Genomic DNA, 22,899 nt, shown 5'->3' on the forward strand with positions numbered 1-22,899 from the left:
CTTTTTTGTTCATCGTCTGTCTATCCTTCCCGTTAGGGGTCAATGATAAACAGTTACACAGATTTAATTACAGTCTCGCAGCCAGCGGATATGTGGGTTGATTCTTATACGCCCGCAGTTATCATGGAAATCAAGTCAGCCGTTACAGATGAAAGTACGACGCTTTACTACAGTAAAAAAACTCCCGTTATTACTTTGGAGCCTCTGAGCGACTCGCAAGAGGTCTTAGAAACGCGTTCTCATCGTGCGCAACGCTCAACAACGCTTGGCAATCCTTTGCAGGCTGGCTTCAAACGGTCCATTCCCGCAGTCGAAACAATTGAGAAATTTGCCTCTTATTTAGACTGGGAAATGTTTGCTGATGGCCGTCATCTTGCTGCATTAAGTGTGGTTTCACCTCAAGCCGTCGGCAGTCGATTTGTTTTAAATGTTGAGCAGTTGCATCCTAGAGCTCAGTTGCGCTTCAGCAGCCCTGTCAGCGATGAAGTATTTATTGTCTCAGGCGAGGACGTTATAAATTCTATTTTTGTTAACAAACAAGAAGGTCTCGACTCGGGTAATGATCTATATGTTGGTCCTTATCTTGAAGGAGAACAGATCACACTAGAAATATTATTGCCAAAAGAAATATCTACAATAGATACGAAAATTTCAATTCCGTACTTGTCGCACATGTTTATAGATCCTGTTGAGTATCAACAGACAAGTAGTCGTTATAGTGATCTCAGTTGCATGCCTAATGCTGCATGTGAACCTACTGCACAAACGCGTAGCGATAGTGTTGCTAAAATGGTGTTTACAGATGCATATGGCGATTCTTATATGTGCACTGGGACGCTAATAAATGATACACAAAACTCAAGTACCCCTTATTTTTTAACAGCAAATCACTGTATTGAATCTAGGCAAGAAGCTTCGACATTACAGACTTTTTGGTTTTATAAATCCAGTTTTTGCTCTTTTGATAGTACACCGAGTAACTATAAGAAACTGACTAAAGGGGCGGATCTTTTATTCAGTCAAGGGGCAACTGACACTGTCTTGTTACGTTTGCGTGAGCCAGCACCCCTTGGCGCAACCTACGCTGGTTGGACAACAGCGTCAGTCGTTCGCTCAACAGCTAATGTTATTCATCACCCAGATGGTCAGCCGCAAAAGATAGCTAAGGGTTCTGTTAGTTCGGCATACGCAGACTGCAAAGAGCTCGACTACGAGAGCTTTTTTTGTACGGCGTCCAGAAGCTCTAGTGCCGGTTATCTTCAGGTTGGCTATACGAACAGTGCTACCGCAAGTGGTAGTAGTGGTGCTGGGCTTTTTGTAGAAAGAGGCAGTCCTTCAAGTTCGACAGGGCAATGGTATATCGCAGGTCAGTTATACGGTGGTGATTCATCCTGTGGTAATCGTTATGGCACTGATTACTATGGCAGGTTTGAATTGGCATTTAAGGCTGGTTTAACGACATGGCTTACCAGTGATAAACCGATAGGCTCTTCTGATAATAGAAGTGGTGTGTTTCGTTTTTATAATACAAAAACGGGTACACACTTTTTCACTAACAGTGAAGCAGAGCGCGATAATGTCATAAATAAATATGCTTCCTTTATTTATGAGGGTGAAGCGTTTTATGCGCACCAAGCATCAGGTGTAGCATTAAGTCCTGTCTATCGTTTCTATCATAAAGTTCTTGGTTCGCATTTTTATACGATCAGTAAAAGTGAGAAAGAGCACGTTGAAAGAACATACCCTGATTATATCTATGAGGGTATTGCTTGGTATGCCGCACCGGCAGCTGTGCCAGGATCAACGGCCTTGTACCGTTTTTACAATACTAAAACGGGGACTCATTTTTACACCGTCAACACTCAAGAGAAAGATAGCATCATCAATAAATATGCCTCTTATATTTATGAGGGCATTGCTTATCATGTGTGGGTTAAAAAATAATATATAAATAAACTCATGATAAGTAAATCAAATTTATTTTTACTAACTATAAAATAGCATGATCTACGCTGAGTATTGTTTTAAAGGCTGACTGCTGTGTTGCCTCGATCTGCGGACAGTTCTCGCAACCTTGAGCTGCTCCACGTAGAATCATGCGTGGTATCACACCAGACTGATTTCTGTATTAATCATGTAAAGGAAATATAAATGACGACCGTTACTTTTAAAGGCACACCAGTGCGCGTTGATGGCCATTTTCCACAAAAAGACGAGCAAGCGCCGACGTTTAGCTTGGTGAATAACACCTTGGATGAGGTGAGCTTGTCGAGCCTGGCTGGCTTGCGCAAAGTTTTGAATATTTTCCCAAGTATTGATACGGCCACCTGCGCGACTTCAGTGCGTCGTTTTAATGAAAAAGCGGCCGGTTTAAAAAATACCCGTGTTCTGTGTATTTCTGCTGACTTACCTTTTGCTCACGCACGTTTTTGTGGTGCCGAGGGTTTAGATCGCGTACTGACCTTGTCCACCATGCGTGATCCTGATTTTTTCCAGGCTTATGGTGTTGATATTGCCGAAGGCCCGTTAGCAGGTTTGGCGGCGCGAGCAGTGATCGTTTTAGATGAAAACGATAAAGTACTGTACAGCGAGTTGGTTTCTGAAATTGCCAATGAGCCAGATTATGACAGTGCATTAGCGGTCTTAAGCTAAGCTGCTTTGGGTGCAGCAGTGGTTTAAATGATCATTGCTGCGCTTTATCAATAGATGATGGCAATTTAATATCATTTTGCTCTTGTATCCACTGACTCAATCGCAGTATAAATCAAGTGTAATAGATGGGCATAGACTCACTATTTGACTTGAGAGATGCGATGTATGTCTAAACGTTATCGTTCCTTCAGTATCCTATTCGCACTTGCAATGAGTGCTGCCTTTGTTTTTGCCGTGCATGCCTCACACTCCGTTGATGCAAAGATCACCTTACGTCATCCTGTCGAGTTGAGCGCTGAAGATCGAGCTTTCGTGCGTTCGTTACCTAAGCTCAAAGTCAGTGCATACCAGCACATCCCACCCTTATCATTTTACGATCAGCAAGCGGCTGAGTATCAGGGTGTCAGTGTCGATACTTTTCGTTTTATCGCCGAGCAAATGGGTCTGTCTTATCAGTTTGTTGACGATGATGGTTTTTATGTTGACAAAAAGCTCGAACAGTTTGAGCGCGGTGAAGTTGATGTGCTGCTTCCGGTCAGTTATATCTTTGAGCGTGCTGATTTAGGGTTGTTTACCGATACTCACTATAAAGGCTTTTACTCAGTTATTGCGCGTAAAAAAGATCAGGTGCATATCTCCGATATTCGCCAATTAAATCAGTATCGAGTGGGTATGATCAATAAAGCAGCGGCTGTTCCTTATGTGCAGACGCTGGTTGATGATGTACACATGTTTGGTTTTAGTAATGGCGTACTGTACGACGCGCTGCTGAACAATAAAATTGATCTGGCCATCTTTAATCAAGGTGTTTTTGCTCAGGATCGCTATCGTTTTGAGCTGTTTGATCTTGAGGACATTTACACCTTGTACGAGTACCCGCGTAACTATGGTTTTTTATTTACCAAGACTGAGAATAATCAGCGTTTAGTTAATATTTTTAATCGCTATATCGAGGCAATTGATAACAGTCAGTCGGTGCGCAACTATGCTGATGGTGAGCAGCGTTTAATTGAAAAATACATTCAACAAAAAAGTCGACAGCAGCTGTTATGGGTGACGATTATTGTCGGTACGCTGATGTTTGTGGTGCTGTTTATTGTGTATCGCTCTCGTCAGCGCATCCTTACGAAGCTTGCTGGGAGTCACGAACGTATTGTGTATCAACATCAGAAGTTGCAAGAGGCGAATAGGCAGTTGGAATACTTAAGCCAGACCGATGCATTAACTGGACTTGCCAACCGTCGCCACTTTGATCAAAGGATGGCGATAGAGTATTCGCACCATAAGCGCAGCGGTGCTGCATTATCGGTACTGATGATCGATATTGATTTTTTTAAAAACATTAATGATCATTATGGACATGGGGTTGGCGATACCTATCTGTATGACATAGCGACGGTGCTGACTGCTGTGTTGACGCGGTCGATAGATTTTGTCGCCCGCTATGGCGGTGAGGAATTTGTTTGTGTCTTGCCGAGCACTGATTTTCCGGGGGCTCTTCACATCGCAGAGAAAATTCGTTTAGCGGTTATTGCGCTCAATTTAGATAATGCCAACGCGCAGTCGCGACCGCTGACAGTGAGCGTGGGTGTGGCCACTTTACAAGGTGCGCATTGCAAGGCTCATCAGCTGATAGTGCAAGCAGATGAGCAGCTCTATCGTGCAAAAAACAGTGGGCGTAACCGTGTTTGCGGTATTTTATTGGATCAGCATGCCCAGTGTTGCGAAGCTGAGCTTGCAGTACAGTTGTCCTAGTGGGTCTTGAGTGTACTTTTGCGTTGTTGACACAGAATGCATCAGTCTTGCAGTGTTATCGGTTATGGCCGTGTCGTGATAAAAACCGCATGCCGATTAATCTGTCAACAAAGGTAAATTGATAGTAAAGACGCTGCTAAGCCACGCGAAGGCTGCTATCTTTCATGCTCCCACGGACTGTGAATAATTGATATGCCTGATACTTCTGTACGCGCCCCGAAAAAATTCTCTAAAAAGCTATTTATTATTACTCTATTGCTGTGTGGCGCAGTAGGTGCTGGCTGGTGGTGGCAAAATAACGACGAGCCAGCTAAACAAGGCTCGCGTATGGGCGGTAGCTTTATGGGAGCGGTTCCGGTCAATGCTCAGCAAGTGCGTGTTGATCGTTTTGCCGTGCAATTGAAAGCATTGGGTACGGTGACCCCTTGGAATGCGGTCAGTGTCACCAGCCAGGTCAGTGGTGAGCTGGATCAGGTGTTATTTAGCGAAGGACAGTTTGTCGAGAAGGGCACGCTACTGGCACAAATCGATCCGCGTAATTACCAAGCGACGTTATTGCAGACCGAGGGTGCATTGCAAGAAACCCGTGCCCAGCTGGCCAGTGCTGAGCTGGATCTAAAACGCTATCAGGGCTTATTTAAAGAGGATTCAGTTGCTCGACAAACCTTAGAGCAGCAACAAGCTACCGTTGCCCAATACAAAGGTACTTTAAAGGTGCGTGAAGCTCAGCGTGATAATGCACGCTTAGATGTTGAGCACACGCGTATTGTTGCACCGATTTCGGGACGATTAGGTTTACGTGCCTTGGATGCCGGTAACTATGTCTCTGCAGCGTCCACCGTCTTAGTCAGCATTACCCAAGACAACCCTATCGCAGTTAACTTTACAATTCCTGAACACGAGTTGCAGGCGGTATTGCAAGCCTATCAGTTGGGTGAGCCTTTGCTTGTACAGGCGTGGAATCGTGATGAAACCCAGTTGCTCGCAGAAGGCGTGCTCGACAGTATTGATAACCAAGTGGATGTCAGTACCGGTAGTGTGCGTTTAAAAGCACGCTTTGAAAACCAAGATCATGCCTTGTTTCCTAATCAGTTCGTCAATGTCCATCTACAGGTCATGGTGCATCAGCACGCATTGTTGTTGCCAGCAGATGCGATTCAGTTTGGTGCGAATGGCCGCTTTGTTTGGCAGATTAAAGATGACGATAGCGTGGTAATTCAGCCGATTGAAATTATTACCAGCGATGGTACGCAAAGTATGTTGCGTTCAGGTTTAGAGGCGGGTGATTGGGTGGTTGTGGAAGGTGTCGATCGTTTACGCACGGGTAGTAAAGTTGAACGTGTGACGGCAGCTGGCGAGCTGATCCCTAGCGATAAAACAATACCTACGCCTGATAAATCATCAGCCTCTGCCACTAAAAAGTCGCCACAGAAGTCTGACAAATGAACGTTTCACGTCTCTTTATTCTGCGGCCGGTCGCTACCACACTGCTGATGTTAGCGGTTTTTTTGGCCGGTGCGATTGCCTACCGTTTATTGCCGGTGGCAGCCTTACCGCAAGTGGATTACCCAACGATCCGAGTGCTGACGTTATATCCGGGTGCCAGTCCAACGGTGATGAATAGTGCGGTAACCGCACCCTTAGAACGGCAGTTTGGGCAGATGCCAGGTTTAGCGCAGATGTCATCCACGAGTTCCGGTGGCGCGTCAGTGATTAGCTTACGCTTTAGTTTAGATATTAAACTGGATGTGGCCGAGCAAGAAGTACAGGCAGCGATTAATGCTGCGACCAATCTATTACCCAATGATTTACCTGCACCGCCGGTCTATAACAAGGTGAATCCGGCCGACAGCCCAGTGCTGACTTTAGCTATTACTTCATCCAGTATGCCGTTGCCGCAGGTGAATGATTTAGTTGATACGCGCATGGCACAAAAGATTGCGCAAATCAGTGGTGTGGGTTTAGTCAGTGTCGGTGGTGGTCAGCGCCCAGCGGTGCGTATACGTGCCAATCCGCAGGCTTTAGCCGCAGCCGGTTTAACGCTAGCTGATGTGCGCAGCGTGATTACTCGCGCCAACGTTAATCAGCCCAAAGGTAGCATTGATGGCCCCTCCCGTATTACCCAACTGGATGCGAACGACCAACTGCGTTCAGCTGAGGATTATGCTCAGCTGATTGTCGCGCATGATGATGGTCGCGTTTTAAAGCTCGCTGATGTCGCTGAGATTATTGAGGGCGCAGAAAATAACCGTTTAGCGGCGTGGGCCGATCTCAACCAAGCGGTCTTGCTGAATATTCAACGCCAGCCCGGTGCCAACGTGATTGAGGTGGTAGAAAGCGTTGAAGCCTTGCTACCTAGTATTATTGCCAGTTTACCGGCCAGTCTTGAAGTCAGAGTGCTCACCGACCGTACGCAAACCATTCGTGCCGCAGTCAGTGATGTGCAGTTTGAGTTAATGCTGGCGGTGGTATTGGTGGTGTTAGTGACGTTTTTATTCTTAAAGCGCCTGACCGCGACGCTCATTCCATCAATCGTGGTGCCTTTGTCGTTAATTGGTACCTTTGCCGTGATGTATTTAGCGGGTTTCTCACTGAATAACCTCACCTTGATGGCCTTGACCATTGCAACCGGTTTTGTGGTCGATGATGCCATTGTGATGCTGGAGAATATTGCTCGGCATATTGAGTTAGGCGAGACACCCATGAATGCCGCGCTGAAGGGCGCCAAACAAATTAGCTTTACTTTAGTCTCGCTGACCTTCTCACTGATTGCTGTACTGATTCCCTTATTGTTTATGGCGGATGTGGTCGGGCGCTTATTTCGTGAGTTTGCTATCACCTTGGCGGTGGCGATTTTAATCTCACTGGTGATTTCTTTGACGTTAACGCCAATGATGTGTGCGCGTTTATTACGTGGCGGTGCTGTCGAAGAGAATAAAGATGATTGGCTGCACCGTACGATTGAACACTACAGTAATGGTTTACGTTGGGTTTTGAATCATCAGGCACTGACTTTGTGGTTTGCGGTGGCGACCTTTGTGCTGACCGCATTGCTGTGGATATGGGTACCAAAAGGCTTTTTTCCTGCACAAGACACTGGCGTTATTCAGGGTATTTCTGAAGCGCCACAAAGTATTTCTTTTGCTGCGATGAGTGGGCGCCAGCAACGCCTCAGTGCGGTGATTTTGCAAGATCCTGCGGTGCAAAGCGTCTCCTCGCAGATTGGTGTGGATGGCGATAATCCCACGCTCAATACCGGACGTATGCTGATCAATCTGAAACCCTTTAGCTCGCGTGATGTCTCGGCCGCTGATGTGATTGATCGTTTGCGCCCAGAGTTGAGTCAGGTGTTAGGCATCCAGTTGTTTATGCAGCCGGTGCAGGATTTAAGTATTGAGGATCGTGTTAGTCGTACCCAGTTTCAGTTCAGCCTAGAATCGGCCGATGAGCAGGCGTTGCATCGCTGGGTGCCGACCTTGGTCACGCATTTGCAAAGCTTGCCGCAGTTACGTGATGTCGCCAGTGATTTGCAGGCTAGCGGTTTGCAGTATTACCTGAATATTGACCGTGATTTAGCTGGGCGTTTAGGTGTCAGTATCGCCACGTTAACTGATGCGCTGTATGACGCTTTTGGCCAGCGACAGATCTCCACAATTTTTACCCAAACCAGTCAGTACCGTGTGGTGCTGGAAAGTATCAGTAATCCAAACGATGCTTTGGCAGCGTTGCATGATGTGCACGTACGTGGCAGCGATGGGCAGGCCATACGCTTGGCCAGCTTGGTCAAGGTTGAAGAGCAATCCGCAGCATTGTTATTGAATCATATCGGTCAGTTTCCGGCGGTGACTGTGTCGTTTAACCTCACGCCTGGTGTATCGCTGGGTGAAGCGGTGGAGTTGATTGAGCAAGCACAGTTGGACTTAGTCATGCCAGCATCGATACAAAGTGACTTTCAAGGTGCGGCCGCAGCATTTAGGGCGTCGCTCTCCAGTACTTTGCTGCTGATTCTCGCGGCTGTAGTGACCATGTATCTGGTGCTGGGCGTGCTGTATGAAAGCTATATCCATCCGCTGACCATTCTCTCCACCTTGCCATCGGCGGCAATTGGCGCGTTATTGGCGTTATTTATCACCGGCAATGATCTGAGTCTGATTGCGATTATCGGGATTATTTTGCTGATTGGTATTGTGAAGAAAAACGCAATTATGATGATCGACTTTGCTTTGGATGCTGAGCGCCATCAGGGTTTAAGTCCGGAAGATGCTATTTTTCAAGCCGCATTATTACGTTTCCGACCGATCTTAATGACCACGCTAGCGGCACTGTTTGCGGCCTTGCCATTGATGTTTGCCAGCGGTTCTGGAGCTGAGCTGCGCCAGCCTTTAGGTTTGGTGATGGTCGGTGGTTTATTGCTCAGCCAAGTGCTGACGCTATTTACCACGCCAGTGATTTATTTATTCTTTGACCGTTTAAGCACACGCACTAAAGCGCGCTTTAAGCAGAGTTCTACGTCGTGAACCTGTCGGCACCTTTTATTCAGCGGCCGGTTGCCACGATGCTGCTCAGTCTGGCGATTATCTTGCTGGGGATTCTGGGGTTTCGACTTTTACCCGTAGCACCGTTGCCGGATATGGATTTTCCGATGATTACTGTGCAGGCCAGTTTGCCCGGTGCCAGCCCACAAGTAATGGCTGCCACGGTCGCTACGCCGTTGGAACGTTCGCTGGGTAGTATTGCTGGGATCAGTCAAATGAGTAGCCGCAGCGGCCAAGGCAGTACGCGGATTATGATCCAATTTGATTTGGGCCATGATATTAATGCCGCCGCGCGTGAGGTGCAGGCGGCAATTAATGCCGCGCATGAAATGTTGCCCAGTGGCATGCGCAGTATGCCAACTTACCGTAAAGTGAATCCTACACAAGCACCGATTATGGTGTTATCCCTGACCAGTGAAGTACTTGAGAAAGGTCAGATGTATGACTTGGCTTCCAGTATCGTTGCGCAAAAACTGTCACAAGTGCAGGGTGTTGGGGATGTCCAAATTGGTGGCAGTTCTTTGCCTGCGGTGCGCGTGGAGTTGGAGCCGCGCCGTTTAGAACAATACGGTATTGCCTTAGATGATGTGCGTCAAACTATTGCCAATGCTAACCAACAAAAGCCTAAAGGACAGCTTGAACAAGGCAATCGTCATTGGCAAATTCAAGGTAATGATCAACTGTATAGCGCCGCCGAGTATGCGCCACTGATTATTCGTTATAGCGATGGTGCAGCGCTGCGTTTGCGTGATGTAGCGACTGTCACCGATAGTGTCGAAAACCGTTATAACAGTGGTTTTTTTAATGATAAAGATGCAGTGCTACTGGTGATTAACCGTCAAGCCAGTGCCAACATCATTGCGACTATTGAAGCCATTCAAGCGGAGTTGCCGGCCTTACAAGCTGTATTACCCGCCAGCGCACAATTGCAGGTGGCGATGGATCGCTCCTCGGTGATTCGTGCCACTTTGCACGAGGCTGAGCGCTCGTTATTGATTGCTACCGCGCTGGTGATTATCGTTGTGATGCTGTTTTTAGGTCATTGGCGTGCTGCAATTATTCCTGCTTTGGCGGTACCGGTATCCTTGATTGGTAGCTTTGCGGCGATGTACCTACTGGATTTTTCGCTGAATAATCTGTCGCTAATGGCGCTAATTATTGCCACGGGTTTGGTGGTTGATGACGCCATTGTGGTGTTAGAAAATATCGCTCGGCATATCAATAACGGTAAAAAACCGCTGCAGGCCGCCATTGATGGCTCTCGTGAAGTGGGTTTTACTTTGCTGTCGATGAATCTGTCGTTGGTGGTGGTGTTTGTTTCGATCTTGTTTATGGGCGGCTTAATTGAGCGTTTATTCCGCGAGTTTTCCATTACCTTGACTGTGGCGATTTTGATTTCATTAGTCGTGTCGCTAACCTTAACCCCGATGCTGTCAGCCCGCTGGTTGCGGCCCGCGGTGGCGGCTGAACAGCATAAACCTAACGTTATCCAACGCTTTGGTCTGTGGGTGGCTGCCGGTTATCAGCGTTCGCTGGCCTGGACGCTTAATTACCAACGGTGGATGCTATTTGGCTTGCTGCTGACGATCGGCTTAAATGCTTGGCTGTTTATCATGGTGCCGAAGACGTTTATGCCGCAACAAGATACCGGCCAACTGATGGGCATGATTCGCAGCGATGATGGTTTGTCCTACCATACAATGCAGCCAAAAATGGAAGCCTATCGTCAAGCGTTATTGAAAGATAAAGATGTGCAAACAGTCGCGGGTTTTATTGGTGGCGGCAGTAATGCTTTTTTAATTGTGCGCTTAAAACCGATTACCGAGCGTAAACACTCTGCGCAGGAAATCGTTGATCGTTTGCGTGGTCAGATGCCCAAAGTAGCCGGTTCGCGGCTGTTTCTAATGCCTGAGCAAGATTTAAATATGGGGCGGCGCGAAGGCGGTAATACGGATAATGAGTATGTACTGCTAGCCAGTGAATTAGATGATTTGCGGATTTGGCAACCGAAAGTGCGTGATGCCCTAAAAGCGCTGCCGGAGCTGACCGATATTGACAGTAAAGAAGGTCGCGGTGCGCAGCAGGTGACCTTGGAAGTGGATCGTGCCACGGCTGCACGTTTAGGTGTGGATATGGCGATGGTGACCTCGCTGCTGAATAACGCCTTTAGTCAGCGTCAAGTCTCAACAATTTATGAAAGCCTTAATCAATACAGCGTGGTGTTAGAAATTGATCCACAGTTTGTTGGGTCACCAGAGGTTCTGGAGCAAATGCAGGTGATCGGTGCGAATGGCGAGCAGATTCCCTTATCAGCGTTTACCCGCTGGGAATCCAGTTTGCAGCAGGATCGCATACAGCATGACGGTCAATTTGCAGTGGAAAGCATTGGCTTTGCTTTAGCGCCGGGCGTGAGCCTAGAGCAGGCCAACTTGGCCATTGAGAAAGCGATGGCGCGGATTAATTTACCCAATGAAGTGCAGGGACGTTTAGGCGGTACTGCTGGAGTCTTCCAGCAAAGCCAAGGCGCGCAAGGTCTGATGTTGCTGATGGCGATTGCCATTGTGTATTTGGTGCTGGGTGTATTGTACGAAAGCTATATTCATCCGCTGACTATTCTTTCAACCTTGCCCTCGGCGGGGGTTGGCGCGTTGCTGGCAATTCAGCTGACGGGCGGTGAGTTCAGTTTGATTTCGTTGCTGGGCTTGTTTTTGCTGATCGGTGTGGTGAAGAAAAATGCGATCTTAATGATTGATTTGGCGCTGCAGTTACAGCGGGAAATGAAAATGAGTGCCGAACAAGCCATTCAGCAGGCCTGCTTGCAACGTTTCCGGCCCATTATGATGACTACCATGGCGGCTATTTTAGGTGCAGTACCGTTGTTGATCAGTAGTGCGGAAGGTTCAGAAGCACGGCAGCCGTTGGGTTTGGCGATTGTCGGTGGTTTGCTGCTCAGTCAGCTGTTGACCTTGTACAGTACGCCGGCGGTTTATTTATTTTTTGACCGTTTAAGCGCCCGTGTACGGCGTAAAAAAACGCCAACGACGATGGAAGTAGCTCATGAAACAGATCGTTAAATTCAGTGCCTTTAGCATCGCTGCAATGCTGTTAAGCGGTTGTGTGCTGGGCCCCAATTACCAACGTCCTGAGACGCCGCTGCCGCTTGAGTTTCGTCATACGCCGGGCTGGAAAGTGGCGCAGCCAGCTGATCTACAGGCGTCGGTAGCCTGGTGGTCGTTGTATCAGGATGCGCCGTTGCTGGATTTGCTCAAGCAGTTGGAGTCCTCCAACCAAAACCTGCGTGCGGCCGAGGCCGCTTGGCGTGAAGCACGGGCCTTAGTTGGTGGCAGTCGTTCGGGGCTGTACCCTAAAGCTACTGGTCAAGTGGGCACGTCGCGCAGTGGTAATGATGTGAGTGTCGGTAAGAACAATGAACTGGCGCTGGGCCTGAGTTGGCAGTTGGATATTTGGGGGCAGGTGCGTCGTCAAGTGGAGTCCAGTGAAGCCAGCGCCCAGGCCAGTGCTGCGGAGTGGGCAGGGGTGCGCTTAAGTCAGCAAGCAGAGTTGGTGCAGAACTATCTGCAGCTGCGGGTGATTGATGAACAGATGCGCTTGCTTGATGCCACGCTTGTGGCGTATCAACGCTCATTGCAGTTAACCGAGAATCGTTATAAAGCCGGCATGGTAACGCGAACGGATGTCAGTCAGGCACTCACGCAACTGAAAAACACCCAAGCGCAACGGCTGGACTTGGATTGGCAGCGCGCGCGTTATGAGCATGCGCTAGCCTTGTTGGTTGGGAGTACGCCTAATGCGCTGCAGGTCGCCAGTGTCGAGACCTTGCCTAGGCTGCCGGCACTGCCAATGCAGGTGCCTTCCGCCTTATTAGAGCGCCGTCCTGATATTGCTGCGGCTGAGCGCCGGGTGATCGCCGCTAATGCCGAGATTGGTGTGGCCAAGAGTGCATATTTTCCTGATTTAACCTTGAGTGCCAGCGGTGGTTACCGCGGCAGTAATTTAGCGGATTGGATTAGCATGCCGAATCGCTTTTGGTCGATTGGGCCGCAGTTTGCTATGACCTTGTTTGATGCCGGTTTACGGCGTTCGAAAACTGAGCAAGCAGAAGCGCGTTATGATCAGCAGGTGGCGCGTTATCGTCAAACCACTTTGCAGGCGATTGCTGAAGTGGAAGATGCACTGGTGCAATTGAATGTTTTAGAACAGGAAATACTGGTGCAACGTGAAGCATTAGCCGCCTCACAAGACTCGTTACAGTTAACCGAAAACCAATATGCCGCCGGTATGGTGGATTATCTCGCAGTGAGTAGCGCACAAACCACCGCGCTGAATAGCGAGCGTACGCTGCTTAACTTGCTGGCGACGCAACTGACTGCCAGCGTGCAATTGATTAGCGCGCTCGGTGGTGGTTGGCAAGTGGATTCCGACGACGAGAAGTCACCTCAGCTGTAGAAATGAGACAACGTTTCGATCTGTTTATCTAAAGTTTATGCACAATTGACTGGTCGAGTCAGTCGTTTTGTTTGTATGCTGACGTTAACGTAAAGCATGGCTGTTGCCATTTCTCTAAAAATAAGGATAAAAACAATGGAAGAAGGGTTTTGGCAAACGCGTTGGCAGCGTGATCAGATTGGCTTTCATCTCAATCAAGTGAATCCAGGTTTGGCTGCTTATTGGTCGCGCTTAGCTATACCGAAAGGCAGCAAGGTGTTTGTGCCCTTGTGTGGTAAGAGTGTGGATATGTGCTGGTTGGCGGATCAAGGCTATAGCGTATTGGGTATTGAGTTGATTGAAAAAGCTGTGATTGATTTTTTTGTTGAGCAAAACTTAACACCTGTGATCACTCAACAAGGATCTTTCACTCAATATAGCGCTGGCGCAATTACTATTTTGTGCGGTGACTTTTTCAATTTAACCGCAGAGGATTTAGTTGATTACCCTGTGTTTTATGACCGAGCTGCTTTAATCGCATTACCCAGTGGCTTACGCGAACAATATGCGCATCATTTAAGTAATATTATGCCTAAACCCTGTAAGGGCTTGTTGTTGACGATGGACTATCCGCAACAGCAGATGAAAGGACCTCCTTTCGCGGTACCGCCTGAGCAAGTGGAACAGCTACTGGGTGAAGCCTTTACTGTTGAGTGCACTGAAGAGCGCGATATTCTTGAGCAAGAGTGGCGATTTAAAGCGGTAGGTATTACGCGTATGTTTGATTATGTGTATTGCGTCAGATCTCGTTGTTTAACTAATTAAGAGCGCGTGTCAGCGAAACTTACTTTCGCTCGCTCATTTCAGGTCCAGTGTGCTTAACCAGCGGCCGCCAGCACCGTCGCAATCGCAACGACAAGATCGCTTGGCAGCTGCTGCAACCGGCAGCGCTGCCTGGTCGGTCATGGCGGTTTACCTTGTTGAATAACCTCTTGAACTTTTTCTAAGCATTGTTATGTGATGCACTTGGCATCCCGTCATTTATGTCGTCTTTTTTCAGCTAAAAGCCACTGTCGATCAAAGGTCTAGCTCTTATCTTGAGCTAAGCTTTGGATGTTTAAAAATGATCGGCACTCCATGCCACTCTTTTAATATCCAACGATGGATTTGAATAATGATGAAAAAAGGATTATTTGCAACTTTAGGACTTTCGATGGCATTGCTCACAGGCTGCGCCACTGAGACTTCACGCACTATCGAATCGCCAACCGTTAAGAGTTCCGCCAGCTATTATCAGGGCCCTCGCACACCGATTGCCGTGGGCAAGTTTGATAACCGTTCCAGCTATCAGCGCGGTATTTTTTCTGATGGGGTGGATCGCTTGGGTAATCAGGCAAAAACCACATTAGTCACTCATCTACAACAAAGTAATCGTTTTAGCGTATTGGATCGTACCAATATGGACGAAATTAAAGCCGAAGCTGACATCAAAGGTCAGGCACAAACTTTGCAGGGCGCTCACTATGTGGTGACGGGTGATGTCACTGAGTTTGGTCGTAAAGAAGTGGGTGATCATCAGCTGTTTGGAATTTTAGGGCGTGCTAAATCGCAAATAGCCTACGCAAAAGTGAATCTTAATATTGTCAATGTCAACACCTCTGAGGTGGTCTACTCAGTGCAAGGTGCAGGTGAGTATGCCTTGTCTAACCGTGAAGTTGTTGGCTTTGGTGGTACAGCTAGTTATGACTCAACGTTGAATGGAAAAGTATTGGATTTAGCCATTCGTGAGGCCGTCAATCACTTAGTTGAGGGCGTAGATAGCCGAGCATGGAGGCCCGTAACGCAATGATTAAATTACTATTTAGCGTTGTTATCATTGTTGTCGGTCTACAAGGTTGCGTGCAGAAACCCGCCACACTGTATGAGTGGGGAGGGTATCAGTCCTCGATTTATAGCTATTTAGTGCCCAGCAATGAAGATGCTCAGGCACAAATTGCCAGCCTTGAAAAGACTATTGATACAGCACAAAGTAAGGACTCACGTACCGCCCCAGGACTGCATGCTCACTTAGCCTTGTTGTATTTTAATGTGGGCCGTGATGAGGAGGGTGTGGGTCACCTGCTGACGGAGAAGCAACTGTTTCCTGAGGCAACTGAGTTTGTTAATTTTATGCTTGAGAAACAGGGACTGTTGCCATGAAAACATTAAGGCGTGCCTACGCAGTATTAGCAATGGTGCTATTGGCTGGCTGTGCATCGACTCCCAGTGCTGTTTACGATTACAGTAAACTCAAAGCGGAAAATCCTTTATCGATTTTAGTCTTGCCGCCACTCAATGAAAGCTTGGAGGTTAATGCCAGTTACAGCTTTCTGTCGCAGGTGACTTATCCATTAGCTGAGTCGGGCTATTATGTTTTTCCGGTGGCAATGGTCAATGATCTGTTTAAGCACAATGGTATGACTGAGCCCGGTGAGATTCATGCGGTACCCATGGAGAAGTTGCGTGAGATTTTTGCTGCAGATGCGGTGGTGTATTTAAAGATTACTGAGTACGGTACCAGCTATAAAGTCTTAAGCAGTGAGACACGAGTGACGGCGCAAGCGCGTTTGGTCTCGTTAAAAACGGGAGAGGAGTTGTGGCAGGGCTCGGCGACGGCATCAACTGCTGAGCAGCAAGGGTCTAGCAGTGATGTGTTGGCGATGTTGCTGATAGCGGTGATTGATCAGGTGGCTAATACGCTGAGCAATAAGGGGCATGAGGTTGGAGGAATCACCAGCGCGCGTTTGTTACACGCCGGTGGTCCAAATCGTTTGCTGTACGGCCCACGTTCGCAACAGCAAGAACCCTAGGTTTTGAGACTGAACCGTGCATGTCAGCTTGATGATTAGACTGCTTGCTGAATCCATACTCTACAGTTAAGTATTGTTTTCGCGGTAACTGCAGTTGTTTTTATGCTAGCGTAACAATCATATTGAGAAGTGGAGTATGGAATGTCTAAGCAAATCAGTGTTGATGTGGCGATCATTGGTGCAGGCACCGCAGGATTGTACGCGTTACGGGAAGTGCGACGTGCGAAGAAAAGCTTTGTTTTAATTGATACGGGGCCGTTGGGCACTACTTGTGCACGAGTGGGCTGTATGCCGTCGAAAGTTGCACTACATATAGCGGACTTTTGGCATAGCCGACAAGAGTTTCCTCGCTATGGTATCAGTGGTGCGCAACACTTACGTCTTGATAGTGCTGTTGCTTGGCAGGCGTTGCGTGAACAGCGCGATATCTTTTCTGGAGGTGCTGTTGCAAGTGCTAAGCGCGCCGCTGGTGAACAATTAATAATGGGCCGGGCGCGCTTTTTAACACCCACCTTACTCGAAGTTGAGCACGCTGACGGTACCCAGCAAATTCAAGCCAAAGCAGTGATTATTGCCACCGGCTCGCGCCCAGTGATGCCTGATTTTTTACAGCCCTTTGCCAAGCACTGCATCACCACTGATGACTTCTTTGAAATGGAGGTTCTGCCGAAATCCATTGGTGTTTTAGGCTTAGGTGCGATTGGTTTGGAGATGGGCTTAGCGTTGGCGCGATTAGGCGTTGCAGTGTATGGCGCCGATATGGCCACCAGCGTTGGCGGTATCAGTGATCCTGAGGTCAGTCAGCACGCACTGGATGAGTTTAGCAAAGAGATGCAGCTGTATTTAGGTGCGCCTGCTGAGCTTGTCAAGGCGGAGCAAGGTGAAGGTGTTGTGTTGCAAGCCGGTGACAAACAGGTTCAGGTCGATAAAATCCTTGTCGCTTTAGGTCGTCGTCCCAATACAGATCAGCTTAATTTAGCCGAAGCGGGTTTTGCGTTGGATGAGCGTGGGCAGCCGCTGTTTAATCCACAGACCATGCAAATGGGACAGCATCCCGTCTTTATCACTGGTGATGTTAATGGCCAGCGTGCCTTGATGCATGAAGCCGCTGATGAAGGTGCGATGGCCGGTTATAACGCGGTGCAAAGCACGCCGGTGGCCTTTAAACGCAAAACGCCGATTGCTATTGCCTTTACCAATCCTGATGTAGTCAGTGTTGGTGCGCGCTTTGATAAACTCGATCAGGATGCGATTTTGATTGGCACGGCTTATACCCAGAGTAATGGTCGTAGTCAGGTGTTATCTGAGCATAAAGGACTGCTGCGACTGTATGCCGATAAAGTCAGTGGCACGCTGCTGGGTGCCAGTATGTTGGGGATGCGCGCCGAGCATGTGGCGCAGTTTTTGGCGTTGGCGATTGAGCGTGAAGAGACCGCGCATAGCCTCTTACAAATCCCGTTTTACCATCCGGTAGTGGAGGAAACGATACAGAGCGCCTTGCAAGATATCGCGCGACATATCCCTGATCCTGCTGGCTTACCCTTTGGCTTGGTTTTAGCAGACCTATAATCGTCTACACTATGCCCTCGGCCTGTTGAATCCTACGATAAAGGATTGAACAGGCCGAGGGCATTTTTATTCGATCGATACAGCAAAAGGACGCCACCGCAATGCGCATTTTACACACCTCCGATTGGCATTTAGGCCAGCACTTTATGGGCAGGACTCGTCAAGCTGAGCATCGTGCGTGGTGTCATTGGTTGGTGCAAACCGTGCAAGAGCAGCAAGCGGATGCGTTGATTATTGCTGGCGATTTATTTGATACGGGAACGCCACCGAGCTATGCCCGTGAGCAATACCATGATTTTATTTTACAAATGCAGGCCAGCGATTGCCAGTTGGTGATTCTTGCCGGGAATCATGACTCAGTGGCCATGCTCAATGAAAGCAAAAACTTACTGGCGCGCCTCAATACCCATGTAATTAGCGCTGTAACAGACAACCTTGATGAACAGCTAGTAGTACTTAAACAGCGTGATGGTCAAGTCGGGGCGATTGTTTGTGCGGTTCCTTATATCCGCCCGCGTGATGTGCAGCGCAGCCGAGCAGGGCAAAGCGCTGAAGATAAGCAAAGTGATTTACAGCAGGCGATTGCCGCTCATTATGCACAGTTGTTTGCTAAGGCTGAGGCCATACGTACGCAGCAGGGCATTGCTGTGCCGATTATTGGTACCGGCCATTTAACTACGGTGGGTGTCAGTCTGACCGAGTCAGTGCGCGAGATTTATGTTGGCACACTGACAGCTTTTCCAACCGATGCTTTTCCTGCCTTTGATTATTTGGCGCTGGGACATATTCATCGCCCGCAAAAAGTCGCTGGGCTGGAGCATATTCGTTACAGCGGCTCACCGATTGCTTTAAGTTTTGATGAGGCCAAGCAGCAAAAGCAGTTGCTGGTAGTTGACCTCAATGTTGCAGGCTTACAGGCGGTGACGGTACTCGATATCCCATGCTTTCAGCGTTTAATCTCTTTAGCAGGTAATTTAAACGAGCTGGAACAGCAGTTTGCTGAGTTGGCTGAGCAGCTTGATCAAGACGCGATAACGTGGCTGGAAATTCAAGTTCAGGCGGATGATTACTATAATGATTTAGAAGAACGCGTCACTGCGCTGTGTGCTGAATTACCGGTTGAGGTGTTACGCGTGCGCCGTATGCGTGGTACTAAAGTGGCTGGATTAACCGCTGAAAAAGGCGAGATATTAGCGGAGTTAACCCCGCAAGAGGTGTTTGCCAAGCGCTTGCATGAAGAAGAACTCAGCGCAGAGCAGGTTAGTGTGTTGCACGGTCTGCATAACCAAGTGTTAGCCCGCTTGCAGGAGGCTGAGTGATGAAAATTCTCAGTATCCGCCTCAAAAATATCAATGCCTTAAAAGGCGAGTGGAAGATTGATTTCACTCAAGAGCCGTTCAATGGCAGCAGTTTATTCGCCATTACTGGGCCGACAGGCGCAGGCAAAACAACGTTGCTAGATGCCATTTGTTTAGCCTTGTATAGCCGTACACCACGCATCAGTACGATCTCGCAAACCAGCAATGAGTTGATGACACGGCACACCAGCGACTGCTTGGTGGAGGTTGAGTTCGCTGTTAAAGATAAGAGCTATCGCGCTTTTTGGAGTCAGCGCCGTGCGCGTGGCAAAGCCGATGGTGCTTTACAGCAAGCTAAAGCTGAATTGGCCGATCTAGAAGGTAATATTCTCACCGACAAACTGAGTGAAAAAGCCAAAGCCGTTGAAGAACTGACGGGCTTAGATTATCAGCGTTTTACTCAGTCAATGTTGCTGGCGCAGGGTGGTTTTGCTGCGTTTTTAGAAGCCAATGGTAAAGATCGTGCTGAGTTATTAGAACAGCTGACCGGTACTGAGATTTACGGCAAAATCTCTGCGCAAGTCTTTGAAGAACAAAGAGATCAACGGCAAAAATTGGATAACCTCAGCAGTCGAGCGCAAGGTTTGCAGCTACTCAGTGTAGAGGAACTGAATGCTACGCAAGCACAGTTGCTTGGCGCTGAGGAACAAGCAAAAACGTTAAAACAACAGCAACATCAGCTCCATCAACAGCAGCAGTGGCGTATTAGTTTAGATCGGGCACAGGCCGAGCAGCAGCAGACGCAAATACAATTGGAGCGTGTGCATGCCCAGAGAGAACAGCATGCTGATGATTTACAGCGTTTAGCTGAACATGCTCCTGCCGCACAGTTACATATGGATTATAAAGCTCTGCAAGCGGCGCAGCAGACTGTCGCTACGAGTCAGCACAGCTTAGTGATTGCTCAAGACCAAGAGCGCCAGTGCGTGCAGCAGATAGAGCAGTTATCGTGGCAGCGCTACCAGTATGCTCAGCAATCTTTAGAGGGTGTTAGCACGCAACTGTACGATACTGAGCACGCACAGCAGCAGCTGCAAGGACAACGTCAACAAACAGCAACGCATGCACAGCTGGCTGAGCACATGGCTGGTTGGCGCAGTGAGTTTGCCTTAGTGGCTCGCCAGCACGTCACTCTAGAAAAAGAGCAAGCACAACAGGTAACGTTAGCCACTCAAATGCAACGTTTGACCGTTGCAATGAACAGCCAGGGCACGCTCTTAAAACAGCAACAAGACGCCCTTAAGCCACTGTACAGCGCGTTACAGGCACAACAGCACAGACTGACCGAGGTGCTGGCGCAACGCAGCGTCAATGAGTGGCAGCAGCAGCTCAACACCTTGTATGACAACAATCAGCATTACCAGCGTCTCACGCACCTGTACAGTGCAGAACACACGCAGCAGACCGCGAGTCAAGGTTGGCTTGTGCGCAGTACTGAGCTGGCTGCTGAGATGACAACGGCAGAACAACTGCGTGACACTTTGCGTGCTCAGTATAAAAGCCTGAAAGAGCAGGTGGATGATAAAACCCAACTGCTGCACCAAGAACGCCGCATCAGTAGCCTTGAGCAGCAACGTGCGTTGTTGCAAACGGGAGAAGCGTGCCCGCTCTGTGGTTCACATGAACACCCCGCAGTCAGCGCCTATCAAGCGCTGGACGTGTCGCAGACCGAGCAAGTACTGAATAATAAAAAGCTTGAATTGGACGCGCTCACCGAGCAAGGCCAAGGTTGTGCAACGGCACTGGCTCAGCTTAAAACTGAGCAGGAACTGTTGCGACAACGTCAAGCGGACGCTGAGCAGGAGAGAGGCAAACTGCACACTGAAAAAGTGCAACGCCTCACGGCTTTACAATTAGCCAACACATTGAGTGAGCTTGACTTTACTGCTGCACAAATCGCACACCAGCAGGCATTGCTTGCCTGTCAGCAGCGCCTAACTGCCATTACCCAAGCACAAGAGGCGTTAAAACGTAGTGAACAGCATTTTGCTGTGGCTGAAAAAGCTGTGGACGACATGCAACAACAGCTCAATACTGAAGAAAGTCACTTCGCGCACCAGCAGCGTCAGCTTGCAGAAATAGCTGAGCGTATCACTGCGCAAAACAGTGATATTGAACAACGTCAGCAGCAACTTGCTGAACAGTTGGTTGACCTTGGCTACGCTTGGCCAGAGGATCCGCAGCAGTGGTTAATCGAGCGCGAACACGAGTCGCAGCAGTGGCAGCGAGGGACTGCGCAACTGGCGGAATTGAGTCTGCGGATAGCTGAGTTACGCAGTCAGTTTGTCGCTGCTGAGCAACTATTGCACATTGCACAGCAGCACTGGCAGGACTTAGGTGTGAGTCCTAGGCGTACCTGCGCGCCTGCTGTAAATCTGACGGACGCACGTGCTGATATGCACAGTAAACTGCAACTCGCCGAAAGTCAGCGTGCACAGTTGCAAGGGCAGATTCATAGCCTAACCGAACGTTTAGTACAGGCGCAGGCTGCGTTTAGTGTCCAGCAAGCTGATTGGCTGAATCGCTTAGCACTGAGTGTGTTTGTCGATGAAGCAGGATTTTTGCAGGCGTTATTACCTGAGCAGCAGGCGCAGCAATTACAAGCGCTTAAAACAAAGCTTGATGCTCAGTCGCAAGATGCTGCGACTTTGCTCAGTGCGGTGACGCAGCGTATTGCTGAACTGAATGAGCAGCCACAAACCGAGTTCAGCAATACCGAGTTAACTCAGCAGCGTGCAGACCTCGATACACAGCAAGCGGAATTAAATCGTCTGATCGGCAGTTTACAACACAGATTAGATACCGATCGCTACAACCGCCAAGCTCAGCAAGCCTTACTCGATACCATCACCCAGCAGCGTGTGGTTTATGACCAATGGCAACAACTCAATAGTCTGATTGGTTCAGCTGATGGCAGTAAATACCGAAAATTTGTGCAGGGCTTAACCCTGGATCACTTGGTGATTCTTGCTAACCAACAATTGTTGACTTTGCATAATCGCTATCAGCTCAGTCGCAGCCAGCATGGTGAGCTAGCGATTCAAGTGGTGGATACGTGGCAAGCGGATATTCAGCGTGATACGCGCACCTTATCTGGCGGTGAGAGTTTCTTGGTCAGTCTTGCTTTAGCGTTAGCATTGTCTGAATTGGTCAGTCATAAAACCCGCATTGACTCGTTGTTTCTGGATGAAGGCTTTGGCACTCTTGATAGCGAAACCCTAGAGATGGCACTTACTGCCTTGGATAACCTCAATGCTGACGGTAAAACAATTGGTATTATCAGTCACGTTGAGGCTCTTAAAGAACGTATTCCAGTACAAATTAAAGTGCGTAAAAGCGCTGGCATGGGGTATAGCACTTTGGATGAGTGTTATCGAGTGAGTTAGCCGACACACAATTGTTTTCGTCTCCACGTTTTTCAATGACGTATTGAAAAACAGTAGCGGTCAACCTTGTGCAGATTACTGTGCTGGATTGACCGCTTTTTTTTGATTGATCTATCCAGTAGTGCTGCTTTTAAAGGCTGTTTTTACATTCTGACTGACGGGTCAAATTCTTGAGAAGCCTCTGTGTGGCTGTGTTTTCTGGTCACAATTAGAAATATTTTATCACTTGAAGTTTATTTTTATGGACTGCTGTTTTTATTTATTTCGGCTAAATTCGTAAAAATACAGTTAAATTCGATAAAATTCGGAAAAAATAGCTTATTTTCGAATGATTAAAAGCGTCTACGAA

General features: G+C 48.3%; 14 protein-coding genes. All 14 read left to right on the forward strand.

Features of this window, described 5'->3' with window-relative positions; all coding sequences use genetic code 11:
- The first annotated feature begins 90 nt into the window (after positions 1-90).
- The 14 genes from JYJ62_RS00005 (at position 91) to sbcC (ending at position 22,550) form a co-directional block, all read left to right on the forward strand.
- Positions 91-1,944, forward strand: a complete 1,854-nt coding sequence (locus JYJ62_RS00005; RefSeq protein WP_205340135.1) for a trypsin-like peptidase domain-containing protein — start codon at positions 91-93, stop codon at positions 1,942-1,944.
- A 207-nt stretch (positions 1,945-2,151) separates the two neighbouring features.
- A complete protein-coding gene (gene tpx / locus JYJ62_RS00010; protein ID WP_205340136.1) occupies positions 2,152-2,652 on the forward strand; it encodes a thiol peroxidase in 501 nt (166 codons plus the stop codon).
- Positions 2,653-2,817: 165 nt separating this feature from the next.
- Complete coding sequence (locus JYJ62_RS00015; RefSeq protein WP_205340137.1) at positions 2,818-4,407, forward strand: GGDEF domain-containing protein; 1,590 nt, start codon at positions 2,818-2,820, stop codon at positions 4,405-4,407.
- Positions 4,408-4,599: 192 nt separating this feature from the next.
- Positions 4,600-5,853 carry an efflux RND transporter periplasmic adaptor subunit gene (locus JYJ62_RS00020; RefSeq protein ID WP_205340138.1) on the forward strand — a complete coding sequence of 418 codons (1,254 nt, stop codon included), beginning with the start codon at positions 4,600-4,602 and terminating at the stop codon, positions 5,851-5,853.
- Positions 5,850-8,924, forward strand: a complete 3,075-nt coding sequence (locus JYJ62_RS00025) for an MdtB/MuxB family multidrug efflux RND transporter permease subunit (protein WP_205340139.1) — start codon at positions 5,850-5,852, stop codon at positions 8,922-8,924. The genes JYJ62_RS00020 and JYJ62_RS00025 overlap by 4 nt, the downstream gene beginning before the upstream one ends.
- Complete coding sequence (locus JYJ62_RS00030) at positions 8,921-12,016, forward strand: efflux RND transporter permease subunit (protein WP_205340140.1); 3,096 nt, start codon at positions 8,921-8,923, stop codon at positions 12,014-12,016. The genes JYJ62_RS00025 and JYJ62_RS00030 overlap by 4 nt, the downstream gene beginning before the upstream one ends.
- Positions 12,000-13,409 (forward strand): efflux transporter outer membrane subunit, encoded by a 1,410-nt coding sequence (locus JYJ62_RS00035; RefSeq protein WP_205340141.1) that lies wholly within the window; start codon positions 12,000-12,002, stop codon positions 13,407-13,409. Before JYJ62_RS00030 ends, JYJ62_RS00035 begins: the two co-directional genes overlap by 17 nt.
- A 135-nt stretch (positions 13,410-13,544) precedes the next feature.
- Positions 13,545-14,213 carry a thiopurine S-methyltransferase gene (locus JYJ62_RS00040; protein ID WP_205340142.1) on the forward strand — a complete coding sequence of 223 codons (669 nt, stop codon included), beginning with the start codon at positions 13,545-13,547 and terminating at the stop codon, positions 14,211-14,213.
- A gap of 349 nt (positions 14,214-14,562) precedes the next feature.
- Positions 14,563-15,237: a CsgG/HfaB family protein gene (locus JYJ62_RS00045; RefSeq protein ID WP_420042806.1), complete on the forward strand. Its 675-nt coding sequence runs from the start codon at positions 14,563-14,565 to the stop codon at positions 15,235-15,237.
- Positions 15,234-15,587, forward strand: coding sequence for a DUF4810 domain-containing protein (locus JYJ62_RS00050; RefSeq protein WP_205340143.1), 354 nt, complete (start codon positions 15,234-15,236; stop codon positions 15,585-15,587). Before JYJ62_RS00045 ends, JYJ62_RS00050 begins: the two co-directional genes overlap by 4 nt.
- On the forward strand, positions 15,584-16,237 hold the full coding sequence (locus tag JYJ62_RS00055; protein WP_205340144.1) for a DUF799 domain-containing protein: 654 nt from the start codon (positions 15,584-15,586) through the stop codon (positions 16,235-16,237). Before JYJ62_RS00050 ends, JYJ62_RS00055 begins: the two co-directional genes overlap by 4 nt.
- 141 nt (positions 16,238-16,378) lie before the next feature.
- Positions 16,379-17,806 carry a dihydrolipoyl dehydrogenase gene (locus JYJ62_RS00060; RefSeq protein ID WP_205340145.1) on the forward strand — a complete coding sequence of 476 codons (1,428 nt, stop codon included), beginning with the start codon at positions 16,379-16,381 and terminating at the stop codon, positions 17,804-17,806.
- Between the two features lie 101 nt (positions 17,807-17,907).
- Positions 17,908-19,125 carry an exonuclease subunit SbcD gene (sbcD, locus tag JYJ62_RS00065; RefSeq protein WP_205340146.1) on the forward strand — a complete coding sequence of 406 codons (1,218 nt, stop codon included), beginning with the start codon at positions 17,908-17,910 and terminating at the stop codon, positions 19,123-19,125.
- Positions 19,125-22,550, forward strand: a complete 3,426-nt coding sequence (gene sbcC, locus JYJ62_RS00070; protein ID WP_205340147.1) for an exonuclease subunit SbcC — start codon at positions 19,125-19,127, stop codon at positions 22,548-22,550. Before sbcD ends, sbcC begins: the two co-directional genes overlap by 1 nt.
- Positions 22,551-22,899 lie beyond the last annotated feature (349 nt).

This window comes from Denitrificimonas caeni, from assembly GCF_905120345.1.
Taxonomy (GTDB): Bacteria; Pseudomonadota; Gammaproteobacteria; order Pseudomonadales; family Pseudomonadaceae; genus Denitrificimonas; species Denitrificimonas caeni_A.

Coding starts and splice junctions, on each gene's coding strand:
- JYJ62_RS00005 (WP_205340135.1), top strand. CDS start 91: ATGTGGGTTGATTCTTATACGCCCGCAGTTATCATGGAAATCAAGTCA.
- tpx (WP_205340136.1), top strand. CDS start 2,152: ATGACGACCGTTACTTTTAAAGGCACACCAGTGCGCGTTGATGGCCAT.
- JYJ62_RS00015 (WP_205340137.1), top strand. CDS start 2,818: ATGTCTAAACGTTATCGTTCCTTCAGTATCCTATTCGCACTTGCAATG.
- JYJ62_RS00020 (WP_205340138.1), top strand. CDS start 4,600: ATGCCTGATACTTCTGTACGCGCCCCGAAAAAATTCTCTAAAAAGCTA.
- JYJ62_RS00025 (WP_205340139.1), top strand. CDS start 5,850: ATGAACGTTTCACGTCTCTTTATTCTGCGGCCGGTCGCTACCACACTG.
- JYJ62_RS00035 (WP_205340141.1), top strand. CDS start 12,000: ATGAAACAGATCGTTAAATTCAGTGCCTTTAGCATCGCTGCAATGCTG.
- JYJ62_RS00040 (WP_205340142.1), top strand. CDS start 13,545: ATGGAAGAAGGGTTTTGGCAAACGCGTTGGCAGCGTGATCAGATTGGC.
- JYJ62_RS00045 (WP_420042806.1), top strand. CDS start 14,563: ATGATGAAAAAAGGATTATTTGCAACTTTAGGACTTTCGATGGCATTG.
- JYJ62_RS00050 (WP_205340143.1), top strand. CDS start 15,234: ATGATTAAATTACTATTTAGCGTTGTTATCATTGTTGTCGGTCTACAA.
- JYJ62_RS00055 (WP_205340144.1), top strand. CDS start 15,584: ATGAAAACATTAAGGCGTGCCTACGCAGTATTAGCAATGGTGCTATTG.
- JYJ62_RS00060 (WP_205340145.1), top strand. CDS start 16,379: ATGTCTAAGCAAATCAGTGTTGATGTGGCGATCATTGGTGCAGGCACC.
- sbcD (WP_205340146.1), top strand. CDS start 17,908: ATGCGCATTTTACACACCTCCGATTGGCATTTAGGCCAGCACTTTATG.
- sbcC (WP_205340147.1), top strand. CDS start 19,125: ATGAAAATTCTCAGTATCCGCCTCAAAAATATCAATGCCTTAAAAGGC.